This window comes from uncultured Ellagibacter sp., from assembly GCF_934617235.1.
In the GTDB taxonomy this organism is placed as follows: Bacteria; Actinomycetota; Coriobacteriia; order Coriobacteriales; family Eggerthellaceae; genus Ellagibacter.
In genome coordinates this window covers 1-13,794 of the sequence record NZ_CAKTTZ010000056.1, presented here as the reverse complement: position 1 = coordinate 13,794, position 13,794 = coordinate 1, and the positions used below count along the sequence as shown (strand labels likewise).

Genomic DNA, 13,794 nt, shown 5'->3' with positions numbered 1-13,794 from the left:
GCCGAAGAGCGATTACAACTGGCACACCGAGGCGATGGATCGCGCGATGGAGGGTGGCATCGACGACGTGGGCTTGGGCGTGCTGTTCGGGCTCGAGAGCTACCGTTACGAGTTCGCGGGCCTTATCATGCATGCGGAGCACCTGGAAGCCGTGCACGGCGTGGGCCCGCACACTATCAGCGTGCCGCGCGTGAAGCCCGCCATGGACATCGATCCCGACGTGTTCGACAACGGCATTCCCGACGAGATGTTCGAGAAGATCATCGCGCTCATCCGCATTACCGTGCCCTACACGGGCATGATCATCTCCACGCGCGAGAGCCAGGCGGTGCGGGAGCGCGCGCTGCGCTACGGCATCAGCCAGATCTCGGGTGGGAGCCGCACGAGCGTGGGCGGCTACACCGAGCAGGCGCGTCCGCACGACACCGAGCAGTTCGACGTGAGCGACCAGCGCACGCTCGACGACGTGGTCTCGTGGCTGATCGACCAGGAGCATGTGCCCAGCTTCTGCACGGCGTGCTACCGCGCGGGGCGCACGGGCGACCGCTTTATGAGCTTCTGCAAAAGCGGGCAGATCTTGAATTACTGCCACCCCAACGCGCTCGTCACGCTTGCGGAGTACCTGACCGATTATGCCAAGCCCGATACCTCCCAAAAGGGCTTTGCGCTCATCGAGCGCGAGCTGCAGAAGGTCGAGGACGAGAAGCGCCGCCGCCAGTGCGCTGAGGCGATTTCCGCGATCGTGCACAAGGGCGAGCGCGATTTGAGGTTCTAGCGAGGTTTTCGCGCGGTGCGGAAGGCGCGCTGCGACGGTAAGGCGAAAGGACGGCTTCGACATGGGTTTGAATGAGACGCCTTCAGGCGAGCGCGTGCGAATCGGTTTCTTCGGGGTGCGCAATGTGGGGAAGTCGAGCCTGGTGAACGCGGTGTGCGGGCAGCAGGTGGCGCTCGTGAGCGACGTCGCTGGCACCACGACCGACCCGGTGCGCAAGGCCATGGAGCTTCTGCCGCTCGGGCCGGTCGACATCGTGGACACTCCCGGCATCGATGACGTTGGGGAGTTGGGCGCGCGCCGAGTCGAGCGCACGCGCGAGACCTTGCGCAGCTGCGATGTGGCGGTGCTCGTGACCGACGCCACGCGCGCGCTGGTCGCCGCCGAGCGTGAGCTTATCTCCCTGTTCGAGGAGCTCGGGCTGCCCTTTGTCGTGGTGCGTAACAAGGCCGACCTTCTGCCTGGGGAAGAGGCGGCTGCGGGTTCAGATGGCTCTATCGGGGGAGCCGCATCGGGCGCTGCCGCTCCCACCCCCCAGGTCGTCGCCGCCCCCGATGCTGCCCCCGCCCCTGTTTCCCCAGTTCGTGCAGAGGTGCTCGCAAGCGCGCGCACGGGCGCGGGTGTAAACGAGTTGAAGGAGGTCCTCGCGCACGTGGGTGGATTGGCCACGCATGAGCGCCGCGTTGTGGCCGACCTGCTCTCGCCGGGCGACAAGGTGGTGCTCGTCGTGCCCATCGACTCGTCGGCGCCGAAGGGCCGCATCATCTTGCCGCAACAGCTCGTGCTGCGCGACGTTCTCGACGCCCATGCGAGCGCTCTCGTCTGCCAGCCCGAAGAGCTCGCCGACCTTTTAGCGGCAGTGCGCGATATTCGCCTCGTGATCACCGACTCGCAAGTGTTCCAAAAGGTTGCGCGCGTCGTTCCGGAGACGACGCCGCTCACGTCGTTTTCCCTTCTCATGGCGCGATATAAGGGCGATCTGCGCATGCTTGTGGAAGGCGCGGCGGCGCTTAGCGCGCTCACCGACGAAAGCCGTGTGCTCATCTCGGAGGGCTGCACGCATCATCGGCAGTGCGAGGACATCGGCACGGTGAAGATGCCTGCGTGGATTCGCGGCCACTGCGGTGCGAACCCGACATTCGAGTTCACGCAGGGGCGCGAGTTCCCCGACGACGTGAGCGACTACGACGTGGTGGTCCACTGCGGCGGGTGCATGCTCAACGAGAAGGAAATGCACTGGCGCCAGAGCGTGGCGGCGAAAAGCGGCACGCCTATGGTGAACTACGGCGCGGCAATCGCCTGCGTGCACGGCATCTTGGAGCGCAGCTTGCGGCCGCTTATGTGATGCGGTCCCGAATCAAGGGGCGGAATTTAAGACCCTACGTGGAAAATTCCCCGATGCTTCTTCAAATGCGCGCCCGGCGGTGTTATTTTTTCACTTTACTGTCCTTTTAGAGAGGGATGCAGATGGTGGAGGAAAAACAGGAGGCGGCTTCGGAGGCTCAGGCGCCTGAAGCTTCGGGAGAGAAGCCCGCGGCCGCTTCTTCGGGAGAGACGTCCGGCAGCGCGAGGTCGCTCGGCGTCTTCTCGTTCGAGGGCGACATGCCCCTCGCTCAGGCGATACCCCTGGGATTGCAGCATGTCCTAGCCATGTTCGTGGGCAATTTGACGCCGCTTTTGATCGTGACGGGCGCGTGCGGCCTGGCGGGAGCCGAGTTCGCCGATGTCCAGCTGGCGCTGCTGCAGAACGCCATGTGGATCGCAGGCGTTGTCACGCTGGTACAGCTGTTCGCGATCGGCCCCATCGGCGGTAAGGTGCCTATCATCATGGGCACGTCCTCGGGCTTCATCGGCGTGTTCAACTCCGTTGCGGCTTCGATGGGCGGTGGGCTTGTGGCCTACGGCGCCATCATGGGCGCGTCGATCATCGGTGGCCTGTTCGAGGGCGTGCTCGGCTTTTTCCTAAAGCCGCTGCGCAGGTTCTTCCCCGCCGTGGTCACGGGCACCGTCGTGCTTTCCATCGGCTTGAGCCTCATCAGCGTCGGCGTGAACGCCTTTGGCGGCGGCAACAGCGCCCCCGATTTCGGGTCCTTCGAGAATTTCTGCCTGGCGCTCATCGTGCTCATCGTCATCCTGGCGGTCAAGCACGGCACGACCGGGTTTGTGAGCGCCTCGTCCATTTTAGTCGGCATCATCGTGGGTTATGTCGTCGCGGGTGTCATGGGTCTCGTCCTGCCGACGACGGGCGTCACCGCCGACGGCGTAGAGTACACCAAGGCATGGGTCCTGAACTGGGATAAAGTCGCCGCCGCATCGTGGTTTGCCATCCCCGAGCTGCTTCCCGTGACGCCCGTGTTCGACATGCGCGCCATAGCGCCCGTGCTGGTGATGTTCGTCGTCACGGCGGTGGAGACCGTGGGCGACATCTCTGGCGTCACCCAGGGCGGCATGAACCGCGAGGCCACTGACAAGGAGCTCTCCGGCGGCGTCGTCTGCGACGGCCTGGGCTCGTCTTTCGCGGCGCTCTTCGGCGTGCTTCCGAACACGTCGTTCAGCCAGAACGTGGGCCTGGTCACCATGACCAAGATGACCAACCGCAAGGCGCTTTCGTGCGGCGCGATCTTCCTGATCTTGTGCGGTTTGTGTCCGAAGCTGGGCGCGGTGGTCTCCATCATGCCGCAGTCCGTTTTGGGCGGCGCGGCCGTCATCATGTTCGCGTCCATCGTGATGAGCGGCATTCAGCTGATCACGCGCGAGCCTTTGACCCCGCGCAACCTGAGCATCGTGTCCGTGGCGCTCGGCTTGGGCTACGGCATCGGCGCGAATCCCGCAGTGCTCGCCAGCGCTCCCGAGATGGTGAACCTGATCTTCGGCGGTTCCGGCATTGTCGCCGCGGCGGCGGTTGCCATCGTCTTGAACATCGTGCTTCCCAAGGACAAGGAGATTGTCCCGAAAACGGATGCGAACGCTTAGCGGTCGACCGCAGGAGCAACGCACGCGCGAAAGGCGCTTCGCGGAGTGATTCCGCGAGGCGCCTTTTTTGGTCCCTATCTGATTTCGCTTGCGAGATGTTCCTGAAGAATTCGCAGGTCGTCGGGGGTATCCACATCGAAGAGCTCCCATTTGCTGGAAACCTCAACGGTTCGCACGCGCTCCTTGTGGGCTTTGGCCACCACGCCGCCGCCCTTGCCAGGGGGAAGCGAGCGCAGCTCATCGAACGTCCATGCGGGGAAGAGCACGGGAGCGCCCGGCGTGCCTTCAAAGCTTGCGCGCCAGATGCACGCGGGGCAGCGCTCAGCGCCGCGAAGGAGCGATGTGAGGCTGTTCGCGCCGATGAGCGGCTGGTCTCCCTGAACGAACATGACCGTGTCGCAGCCCGTCATCTTCTCCATCCCCAAGCGCACGGTGTCGTTTCGCCTCGGTTCGCTGTGCAGAATGACCTCGATTCCCAGCTCATCGCACAGGTGCGCCACGTCCGAGTGCCGCGTGACCACGACGCGTCTGGCGAACAGGTCGTCGGTTGCTCGCAACACGTGTTGGATAAGCGGCACACCGCAAAGCTCGGTCATGAGCTTGTTTCCCCCAAAGCGGGTGCCCAGACCCGATGCCATGATGATGCATCCGTGGTTCATCTGCGATCCTCGGGCGGGGTGGGTCATGATGGGGCGCCTCTGCAAATTCGATGGTTGGTCAGGTGTGTTTTCGGGGATGTCCCCTGCGCCACAGTATAATAGCGAAGACTATGTAAACCTCAAATAATGGGGCGAGTGACATTATTACCTTCCAAAAATACGTGCGCCCTCAAAGCCTGGAAGAGGCTTGGGAGCTCAATCAAAAGAAGCGCAACCGCGTGGTTGCGGGCATGATGTGGTTGAAGATGGGCACGCATTCCTTCAACACGGCCATCGACCTTTGCGATCTGGGTTTGGATGCGATCGAGGAGACCGAAGACGAGTTCCGCATCGGCGCCATGGTAACCTTGCGTCAGATGGAAAAGCATCCTGGCCTGGGCGTTTATTCCTGTGGAGCGGTGGAAGACGCACTGCGCGACATCGTGGGCGTGCAGTTTCGCAACGGTGCCACGCTGGGTGGAAGCCTGTGGCGTCGCATGGGCTTTTCCGACGTCGTTGCGATTTTTTTGGCCATGGACAGCTACGTCGAGCTTTTCAAGGGCGGTGTTGTGCCCTTGGAGGAGTTTGCGCGCATGCCCTACGACAACGACATCCTCGTCCGTCTGATCGTCAAGAAGCGCCCCGGCACCTTCGCCTATCAGGTGGTGCGCAAGCAGCGGACCGACCTGCCTACGCTCAACTGCGCGGCGGCCAAGGTGGGGGACGAATATCGCCTCGTCGTGGGATCGCGCCCGGCGCGCGCGATGCTCCTTCGCGATGAGCGGGGCATTCTCGCCGGTGGCATCACCGAGGAAAGTGCTGCTGCGTTCGCCGATTATGCGGCGGGTGTCGTCTCCGTTTCTGGAAATATGTGGGGTTCTGCGGAGTATCGCCGCGCGCTGGTGCCAGTGCTTGTGCGTCGCACCCTGCTGGCATTGGGGGAGGTGCGGTAATGGAGATTACGATCAAGCTGAACGGCAAGGCGGTGTCCGACGACATCTCGGCCGATATGCTGCTCATCGACTTCGTCCGCGCGCACGGTTGCTTAAGTGTGAAGCGCGGCTGCGAGACGTCGGCTTGCGGTTTGTGCACAGTGCTCTTGGATGGCAAGCCGGTGTTGTCCTGCTCCACGCTGGCAGCCCGCGCCAACGGCCACAGCGTGCAGACCCTCGAGGGGCTGCAGGACGAAGCGTCCGAATTCGTGGGCTTCATCGCTGACCAGGGCGCTGAGCAGTGCGGTTTCTGCAACCCGGGTTTCGTGATGAACACGATTGCGCTTTTGCGTGAGAACCCCGACCCCACCGACGAGGAGATCCTCGCATACCTTTCCGGCAACCTGTGCCGCTGCTCGGGGTACGTGGGCCAGCTGCGCGGCATTCGCAACTTCCTCACCAGCAGAAACGCGGAAGGGGGCTCACGTGAATAGACCCGACTACCAATCGGTCGGCAAGTCCGTCCGCAAGAAGGACTCGCTGCAGCTTCTTTTGGGCAAGCCTGTGTTCACCGAGGACATCGCGCCCGACGCGCTTGTGGTGAAGCTTTTGCGGAGCCCTCATGCCAACGCCATCGTGGAGGACATCGACACGTCGAAGGCGAAGAAGGTCGCTGGCGTGATTGACGTGTACACCTGGGAAGACGTGCCGGGGGAGCGCTTCAGCAACGCGGGGCAGACCTACCCTGAGACAAGCCCCTACGACCGCCTGATCATCGACCGCCATGTGCGCTACGTGGGCGACGTGGTGGCGATCGTCGCTGCGGAAAACGAGAAGGCTGCCGAGGCGGCCCTTTCGCGCATCAAGGTGACCTACGACGTGCTCGATCCCGTGCTGGATTTTCGCGCTGCCAAGGACAATCCCACCCTCGTGCACCCCGAGGACAACTGGCATATGCTCTGCGACTTGGGCGGAGACAACAAGCGCAACCTCGTGGGCACGACCGCTGACGCCGACGGCGACGTTGAGGCGGTGCTCGCCGACTGCGATATCGTTTTGGAGCGCACCTACCACACGAAGGCCTTCAACCAGGCCATGATGGAGACCTTCCGCACGTACGCCGAGATGGACCGCTATGGGCGCCTGCACGTGATCTCATCCACGCAGATCGTCTTCCACGTTCGCCGCATCTTGTCCCACGCGCTGGGTATCCCGAAGGGCCGCATTCGTGTGGAGAAGCCGCGCATCGGCGGCGGTTTCGGTGCGAAGCAGACCGCGGTGTGCGAGGTGTATCCCGCGTTCGTCACGCTGAAGACGGGTCGCCCCGCGATGTGCGTGTTCACGCGAAAAGAGGCCCAGACCTGCGGTTCTCCGCGCCACGAGATGGAAATCAAGGTCCGTCTCGGCGCGAACGACGACGGGCGTATCCGTGCGCTCGACGTGACGACGCTGTCGAACTCGGGAGCGTACGGCGAACACGGCTGGGCCACGGTCGGCCTGACCGGGCACAAGTCCATCCCCCTGTACACGGGTTCTCTGGAGGCGTTCAAGTTCACGGCCGACGTGGTGTACACGAACATGCAGCCTTCGGGCGCGTACCGTGGGTTCGGGGCGACGCAGGGCCAGTTCGCCGTGGAAACCGCGGTGAACGAGCTCGCCGAGATGCTGCGCCGCGACCCGGTCGGGCTGCGCGAGCAGAACATGCTGCGCGAGGGAATGACCATGCCCGCCTATTTTAACGAGGTGGCCAACGCATGTGCGCTCGACCGCTGCCTGGACCACTGCCGCGATATGTTCGACTGGGAAGCGAAGTATCCTGTGCGCGATATGGGCAACGGCAAGGTTCGCGCTGCGGGCGTGGGCATGTCGATGCAGGGTTCGGGCATCGCCGGCATCGATTCGGGTTCGGTCACCGTCAGGCTGAACGACGACGGGACGTATATGCTCGTCATCGGCGCGGCCGACATGGGGACGGGTTGCGACACCATCCTGGCCCAGATGGTTGCCGAGCATATGGAATGCTCGGTTGACGATGTCTCGGTGTTCGGCGCCGACACGGATGCTTCTCCCTATGACTCCGGTTCCTACGCGTCTTCGACGACGTATGTCACGGGCATGGCTGTCGAGAAGGCGTGTGCGCAGTTGAAGGAGCGATTCTGTTCCATTGCTGCCGAGATTCTCGGGTGCGCGGCGAGCGAGCTTGCCTTCGAAGACGGTTGCGTGGTTCGCGAGAGCACGGGCGAGACGGTTTCCCTTCCCGACATCGCCCAGAAAAGCCAGTGCAACAGCTGTCAGTTGGCAGAAGCCACCGCGATGCATTCCTCCCCGGTGTCCCCGCCGCCGTTCATGGTGGGCATGGCGGAAATCGAGCTCGATCGCGAAACCGGCATAGTCGAGGTGCTCGACTACGCCGCCGTGGTCGACTGCGGCATCCCCATCAACCCGGCGCTCGCGCGCATCCAGGTCGAGGGCGGCATCGTGCAGGGCATCGGGCATACGCTCATGGAGGACGTCACTCGTACTTCCCGGGGCGCTATCCGCGAGTCGAGCCTGTTCACCTACCGTTTGCCCACGCGCCTCGATGTGGGGGACATCCGCGTGGAATTCGAGCATTCCTATGAGCCCACGGGCCCCTTCGGCGCGAAGTCGATCGGCGAGATCGTCATCAACACGCCGGCTCCCGCGATTGCGCATGCGATCTACCGGGCGACGGGCGTATGGCATCGCGAGCTGCCGATTCTGCCAGAGCATATCCTGCTGGAGAAGCCGGACGCGGACTAGCGGGACGGGGCTTGGGGCAGAAGTGGGACAGGGGTCGGGTGATTTGCCCCACTTCCGCGTTACTCGTCCGACCAGCCCTCGGCTGATTCCCGTTAGGCAGTGAGGCGAACCGTCCGACCCCCGTCTCACCTGACAGGAAAAGTCTTGCTGTTTCGCTTGCGCTCGCGCTAGGAGCGGAGCGTGATGGCGTCACCAGGGGCGATGCCTGCGGCTTGCGGGCTTAAGATCACTATGGCGTGCATCCCTTCGAGGATTCCCGCTCTATCGGATTCGAGGTCGCCGCCGTCGATGTTGCTTTCCTTGGGATACTTGCCCGAGGCGGAGGCGTATGCCGGATACAGCCAAAGGCTCAGGTGGAGGCGCGATTCCCTCGCGGTGAGGATCGTCGCCGACAGCGTCTCGTCTCCATGGTGGATCTCAACCACGTCGCCCTTGCGGAAGACGCCCAGGCGCACGATTCCCGCAGCCGCAATCGCGCCCTTGTAGCGCTTGATGTTCGGAAGGCCGACTCGTAAGGGCTTGAGCTTCGGCATGTTCATGACCTCGAGCACCTCGAAAGCGTTTTTGGCGCCGGCGAATTCCTGCCGCGTTTCTTCGCGATACGAACCGATGCTTGCCAGCTCAGCTCGCACCTGGCCGGAAGTCAGCTTTGCGAGCGGGTCGAAGTTCAAGCGATCGGTGTAGCCGGTGGTGCTGTTGTCGATGATGCTGTACTCATCTGTGTAGAAGAGCTCGTTTTTGACCGCGGTGAGAACAGGCCGCCCGCCGTCTTCCGGCTTTACGCGAACGTAGCTATCGCCCTTTTTCTCGTAGAAGTACTTCTTATCCTTCTCGTAATACACCGGATACTTAATGCGCAGCTTGGAGGCGCAGTCCTTGCAAAGCCAGCCGTCCACGAGCTTCGCTCCGCAGGTTTCGGTGATGGGGCTGAAGGCCGTGTTCTTCATGACGGCTCCGCAACCTGGGCAAATGAATTCTTTTGGGCCTGCCTTGTCCGCTTTTGCCATGACGGGGCTCCTTTCGTTGGGAACGGGGCCATGCTGGTAGTGCCGTTGCCGTTGAGATAGAAACAGTATAACGGCGAAAGAAGAGTGAAGTTTTGTCGCATTTCCGCTCAGGCTTGGAGAAAAGTCCGAAGATGGACTATACTGGTCAACAGTTGGACTAATCCGATTGGAGACGAGAAATGCAACCTGAGGAATTCTCGAAGGAGATGTGGAACTGCTGGCGCGACATTTCGTTCGCCTACAGTTCGCTTGCAAGGAAGATGGGCGTGGACACGAGCGAGCTCTACGTCGTCGACGCTTTGTGGGACGAGGACGAGGGACTTTCGCAAAGGACGATTTGCGAGCGGTGCGACATGGGCAAGCAGACGGTCAGCGCCATTTGCAAACGCCTCGGCGCCCGCGATTTCGTGACCGCGCATCCGAGCGAGACCGACAAGCGCGAGCGGATTATGGTTCTTACGGATGAGGGTCGCGAGTGGTGGAGCCAGCCCGTCGAGCGAATGCGCGAACTTGAGGTGAAGGCCGCCGAATCGATCACTGCCGAAGAGATCGGAATCTTCATCAAAGTGGTCGAACAGTACGCGAAGACTTTCCAGGAGGAGGTGCAGCGATGAGCCCCTATGCGCTTTTGGGACTGTCGGTGCTCTTCGAGGTGTTCGGCGATACGTGCATGAAGCTCTCCGAAGGCTTCAAACGTAAGGTTCCTATTATCGGCATCGTGGTTGGCTACGCCGTGTCGTTCTACGCGCTCTCCCACGTCTTCGCCGATTTGCCGCTGGGCTTGGCGTATGCAGTCTGGACGAGCGCTGCCGTGGCGCTGACCGCCGTGGTGAGCCGCATCATCTGGAAAGAGAAGTTCAACGCGAAGAAGGTCGCGGGCATCGCGCTCATCATTTTCGGCGTGGCGTGCCTGCGTTTGGGGGCGATGTAAGTGAAAAGGAACCCGATTCTGCTTTTGTCGGTTGCTGTTGTGTCCGAGGTACTTGGTACCACGTTCATGAAGCTATCGGAAGGTTTCACCCAGCCTGCGTTCGGCATCGTGACTGCCGTGTGCTACATCTTGTCGTTTGCGATGCTGACGCTCGCGCTCAAGGACCTAAGCCTGGGAATGGCGTATGGCATCTGGGGCGGCGTCGGCACGTTTTTGACGACGCTCATCGGCATCATCTTCTGGGACGACCCCTTCTCCGTCGTCGTTGGCATCGGCATGATAGCGGTCGTTGCCGGCATCGCGCTGCTCAGCAAAGGGACGCAAGAAGCCGAAGAGGCCGAGCTCGCCCACGCGCGAGGCTAGAAGAGCGCCTTTGTCTGCGGGTCTTTTCTAGACAATCGCCGGGGTTCGCGCATGGGATATCGCGAGAATTGAAGCTCGGTAGACATGTCTTTTCCGACGCGTCGGGACAATCCTTGAAGAATGCTGCGATAATTGCCGTCGCAGAGCTTCAACGAGGGGAGTGCCGTGATTTTCTACTTTTCCGCTACGGGCAATTCGAAATATGTCGCACAGCGCGTTGCTGCAGTGACAGGGGAGGATGCGATTTCGATTGCCGAGTGTGTCAAAGAGCAGCGATTTCATTTCGCCGCAGACGGCTGCCCCGTTGGCATCGTCAGCCCTGCGTACGCCTGGGGGCTGCCCAGTATTGTGCGGGATTTTCTGAACGAGCTGTCACTGGACGGGAAGCCGAACTTCCTGTGGTATGCCGCCACCTATGGAAGCACGCCAGGTCAGCCTGGGAGGTTCGCCAACAAGATCATGGAGGAGAAGGGTCTTGTCTTCGATGCGTACTTCGGCGTGAAGATGCCGGACACCTGGACGCCCATTTTCGACTTGAGCGACAAGGAGAAAGTCGACCGCATTAACCAGGACGCGGAGCGGGAAATTGACTTCTTGGTCGAGGGGGTGGAAAGCCGGGCAATCGGGGACTTCATGCGACGCAAGGTCCCTGTGCTCGCGGCGAAGCTGTTCTATGCGTTAGAGTACGATTCTATGCGCAAGACCAGCCATTTTACTGTTGAAGACTCCTGCGTTGGCTGCGGGTTCTGCGCGAGGAAATGTCCCGCCTCCGCCATAGAGATTCGCGATAAAAAGCCCGTTTGGGTGAAGGAACGGTGCGTGATGTGCCTCGCTTGCCTGCACCATTGCCCGAAGTTCTCCATCCAGTACGGAAGCCGAACGAAGCGCCACGGCCAGTACGTACACCCAAATATTTAGGAATCTCGCTGATTTCGGTTAGCGTGTCGTCTGCGGGGCGAAGGATTGCCCGCGTCCGTTTTGCGCGCATGGGGTTTTGGGCGCCTCGTTTTGTTTGCCCGCCGACTTTTTTCGCCTGGCGTCAGCTGAATCGCGGAGAGCCGGCGAGCTTCTCGGTGGAGAAGATTTTGCGCGCGGCGGCTTCGTACTCATCGGTTTGGCGGGTCTTTCTCATGATGCGGTGGACCGAGGACGGGTCGGCGAATGCGTGCTCGGCGTAGGACCACCACTCCTTCATGCGGAACACTGCGTTGCCGCCCATATCGTTGGCGTAGGACTCGTAAAGCTTGTCATGGAAGCGCTTGAGTTCCTCGCACGTCAAACCCCCACCGCCACGGATCTCGCGCGCGAGCGCAGGGTTGGCCAGGAGGCCTCGGCCGATTATGACGTGACGCGTCTGCGGGTAGGCTGCGACCAGCGTATTGAAGTCGTCCAGCGTGAAGGTGTCCCCGTTATAGGCCACGGGAAACGGTGCGCGCTCGAGCGTCTTGCCGTACAGTTCCTGGCGCGGGGCGCCGTCGTAGAAGTCCTTCTGCACGCGGGGATGCACGATGAGCTCGGCGATTCCGCAGCGGCAGAACAGCGCAAGGAGCTCGTCGTACTCGTCGTCGTTCGCGATTCCGATGCGCGTCTTGACCGAGACCGGCAAAGGCGAGCGCCCGCACACGTCGGCAAGAAACGCCTCGAGCCTGGGCAGGTTGCGCAAAAGGCCGGAGCCCTTCTCCTTGGCAACCACTGTCCCCGAGGGGCAGCCGAGGTTGAGGTTGACTTCCCTATATCCCATGTCAGCAAGAAGCCCAGCCGCCCAGATGAACCGGTCGGCATCGTTGGTCAAAAGCTGGGGCACGACGTTGAGGCCCTGGTTATTCGCGGGGTCGAGCTCGCGGCTGTTGCGCTTGCTGAATGGCGCTCCCACCTTAGGGAGCGGCGAGATGAAGGGTGTGTAGTAGCGGTCGAGCGCACCGAAGACTTCCGCGTGTACGCGGCGAAACGCATATCCGGTGATTCCCTCCATAGGAGCAAGCGATAACAGCATCTCGTCTCCTTCTTCATCTGAGCATTCTTCTGGTGATGGCGTCTCTTGAACGGGCTGATGATTCCATTATCGCAGGATTACCCGCTGACGGCATCATTGTTCGGACAGTCCGCTAGTTGGGCCGTCGTTCGCTTGATCTGCCTGGACCAGTTGTCGTTCGACTGTGCTCGGTTGTATACTCTGTTCGACGGGGCAATCGTGTTCCGCGTAAACACATCTTAGGGGATGTCTTTTTGGTCATTGTTCTTTAGGGAACGGTTAATCGCATAGCACTTCTGAAAAGGCCGCATCGAGGCCGTGTGCTTTTGCACCGTTCCGCGCCTGTTTTCACCATCAACTCAGCGAACAGGAGTAACAATGAATAACTTCCCAAAAGCGGACAGCTTCGACATCAACCTGGTTCGATCCAAGATTATGGGTCCCAATCCGCTTAAGCTCTGCGAGGAGCTTCTTCATGGCGCGAATATCGCGAAAGGGTCGCGCGTGTGCGACCTCGGGTCCGGCACGGGCATTACGAGCGTGATGCTTGCGCGCGAATATGGGCTCGATGTTTACGCCGTCGACCTGTGGAGCGACCCCGATGAGAATTGTGCGTTCTTTCGAGAAATGGGCGTACCGGGCGATCGCATTCATCCTGTGAAGGCCAATGCCGCGGAAGGGCTGCCTTTCGACCAGGACTTCTTCGATGCCGTGGTAAGTATCGACTCGTATCATTATTTTGGGCGCGATTCGCGCTACCTGGGGGAGAGGCTTCTTCCGTATGTGAAGTCTGGCGGAAGGATTTACCTTTCCATCCCCGGCATGGTGCGCGACTGCCACGATGCGCTGCTGGCATGTTTGCTTGCCTCTTGGGATCCCGAGCAGCTTGAATACATGCACGATATGGCCTGGTGGCGAAATATGATTGGCCAAACGAGCAGGGTTTCTATCGAGGATATGCACCAGATGACGTGCACGCGTGAGGCGTGGGCAGACTGGATTGCCTGCGATAACGAGTATGCTCAAGGTGATCGTGCTGCCGTCGAGGCGGGCGCACTCGAGTACTTGAACACCATTGCGGTCACGCTCGTGAAGGACTAGGCTCGACGGTTGAAAGTGGGGCGGCGGGTGGAAGTTGCCCACCGCCCTCTCGCGCGGCTCTGTGGGCTTGCCCGCCCACGCGCTCCCGTTGGCGTGCCCCCGCTCTTCCGCCCACGCCCCCGCTCTTCCGCCGCGGCCTGTCTGCCCGATTGCTCGCTGGTCCACCGTGCTTGCTGCAAAGATGCGCCCTCTCGTGCTTCCCTCCGGTTGTTCGCTGCGTGGTTTCGTCTATCGAGCCTCCACTGGGCCTCTATGTTAAACCACCGTTGACATGGGTGTCCCATCGGCGGCCCTCCCGAAAAGCAGGCTCCCCCTATCATGGGG

At 61.4% G+C, this 13,794-nt stretch carries 14 protein-coding genes; 11 read left to right on the top strand and 3 right to left on the bottom strand.

The features are described 5' to 3' along the window. The 3 genes from hydG to Q0G85_RS09400 form a co-directional block, all read left to right on the top strand. Positions 1-775 (top strand): [FeFe] hydrogenase H-cluster radical SAM maturase HydG (hydG, locus tag Q0G85_RS09410; RefSeq protein ID WP_297157232.1); only part of this gene is annotated, 775 nt, incomplete at its 5' end. 61 nt (positions 776-836) lie between these two features. After that, positions 837-2,117 (top strand): [FeFe] hydrogenase H-cluster maturation GTPase HydF, encoded by a 1,281-nt coding sequence (gene hydF, locus Q0G85_RS09405; RefSeq protein WP_297157228.1) that lies wholly within the window; start codon positions 837-839, stop codon positions 2,115-2,117. A gap of 122 nt (positions 2,118-2,239) precedes the next feature. Continuing rightward, positions 2,240-3,745 carry a uracil-xanthine permease family protein gene (locus Q0G85_RS09400; protein ID WP_297157225.1) on the top strand — a complete coding sequence of 502 codons (1,506 nt, stop codon included), beginning with the start codon at positions 2,240-2,242 and terminating at the stop codon, positions 3,743-3,745. A gap of 74 nt (positions 3,746-3,819) precedes the next feature. Here Q0G85_RS09400 and Q0G85_RS09395 read toward each other — a convergent pair whose 3' ends face one another. Continuing rightward, positions 3,820-4,404, bottom strand: coding sequence for an NTP transferase domain-containing protein (locus Q0G85_RS09395; RefSeq protein WP_297157221.1), 585 nt, complete (start codon positions 4,402-4,404; stop codon positions 3,820-3,822). A gap of 161 nt (positions 4,405-4,565) precedes the next feature. Here Q0G85_RS09395 and Q0G85_RS09390 point away from each other — a divergent pair, with 161 nt between their 5' ends. The 3 genes from Q0G85_RS09390 to Q0G85_RS09380 are packed head-to-tail and all read left to right on the top strand — an operon-like array spanning position 4,566 to position 8,096. Further along, entirely contained in the window at positions 4,566-5,336 is a 771-nt protein-coding gene (locus Q0G85_RS09390; protein ID WP_297157217.1) for a xanthine dehydrogenase family protein subunit M, read from the top strand. Then, positions 5,336-5,809, top strand: a complete 474-nt coding sequence (locus tag Q0G85_RS09385) for a (2Fe-2S)-binding protein (RefSeq protein ID WP_297157214.1) — start codon at positions 5,336-5,338, stop codon at positions 5,807-5,809. Before Q0G85_RS09390 ends, Q0G85_RS09385 begins: the two co-directional genes overlap by 1 nt. Further along, the gene (locus Q0G85_RS09380) at positions 5,802-8,096 is read left to right on the top strand and encodes a xanthine dehydrogenase family protein molybdopterin-binding subunit (protein ID WP_297157211.1); all 2,295 of its coding nucleotides are present in this window, start codon (positions 5,802-5,804) and stop codon (positions 8,094-8,096) included. The genes Q0G85_RS09385 and Q0G85_RS09380 overlap by 8 nt, the downstream gene beginning before the upstream one ends. 167 nt (positions 8,097-8,263) lie before the next feature. Here the strand turns inward: Q0G85_RS09380 and Q0G85_RS09375 are convergent, their stop codons facing one another. Then, positions 8,264-9,103: a hypothetical protein gene (locus Q0G85_RS09375; protein ID WP_297157209.1), complete on the bottom strand. Its 840-nt coding sequence runs from the start codon at positions 9,101-9,103 to the stop codon at positions 8,264-8,266. A gap of 179 nt (positions 9,104-9,282) precedes the next feature. Here Q0G85_RS09375 and Q0G85_RS09370 point away from each other — a divergent pair, with 179 nt between their 5' ends. The 4 genes from Q0G85_RS09370 (at position 9,283) to Q0G85_RS09355 (ending at position 11,315) form a co-directional block, all read left to right on the top strand. Next, positions 9,283-9,717 (top strand): MarR family winged helix-turn-helix transcriptional regulator, encoded by a 435-nt coding sequence (locus Q0G85_RS09370; protein WP_297157205.1) that lies wholly within the window; start codon positions 9,283-9,285, stop codon positions 9,715-9,717. Then, a complete protein-coding gene (locus tag Q0G85_RS09365) occupies positions 9,714-10,034 on the top strand; it encodes a multidrug efflux SMR transporter (RefSeq protein ID WP_297157202.1) in 321 nt (106 codons plus the stop codon). Before Q0G85_RS09370 ends, Q0G85_RS09365 begins: the two co-directional genes overlap by 4 nt. After that, positions 10,035-10,397 (top strand): multidrug efflux SMR transporter, encoded by a 363-nt coding sequence (locus Q0G85_RS09360; protein ID WP_297157199.1) that lies wholly within the window; start codon positions 10,035-10,037, stop codon positions 10,395-10,397. It begins immediately after the preceding gene. A gap of 165 nt (positions 10,398-10,562) precedes the next feature. Further along, positions 10,563-11,315, top strand: a complete 753-nt coding sequence (locus Q0G85_RS09355) for an EFR1 family ferrodoxin (protein WP_297157197.1) — start codon at positions 10,563-10,565, stop codon at positions 11,313-11,315. Between the two features lie 121 nt (positions 11,316-11,436). Here the strand turns inward: Q0G85_RS09355 and Q0G85_RS09350 are convergent, their stop codons facing one another. After that, positions 11,437-12,390, bottom strand: a complete 954-nt coding sequence (locus tag Q0G85_RS09350) for a tRNA-dihydrouridine synthase (protein WP_297157194.1) — start codon at positions 12,388-12,390, stop codon at positions 11,437-11,439. Between the two features lie 357 nt (positions 12,391-12,747). On the opposite strand from Q0G85_RS09350, the gene Q0G85_RS09345 reads away from it, so the two are divergent. Further along, the gene (locus tag Q0G85_RS09345; protein WP_297157191.1) at positions 12,748-13,470 is read left to right on the top strand and encodes a cyclopropane-fatty-acyl-phospholipid synthase family protein; all 723 of its coding nucleotides are present in this window, start codon (positions 12,748-12,750) and stop codon (positions 13,468-13,470) included. Positions 13,471-13,794: the final 324 nt, after the last annotated feature.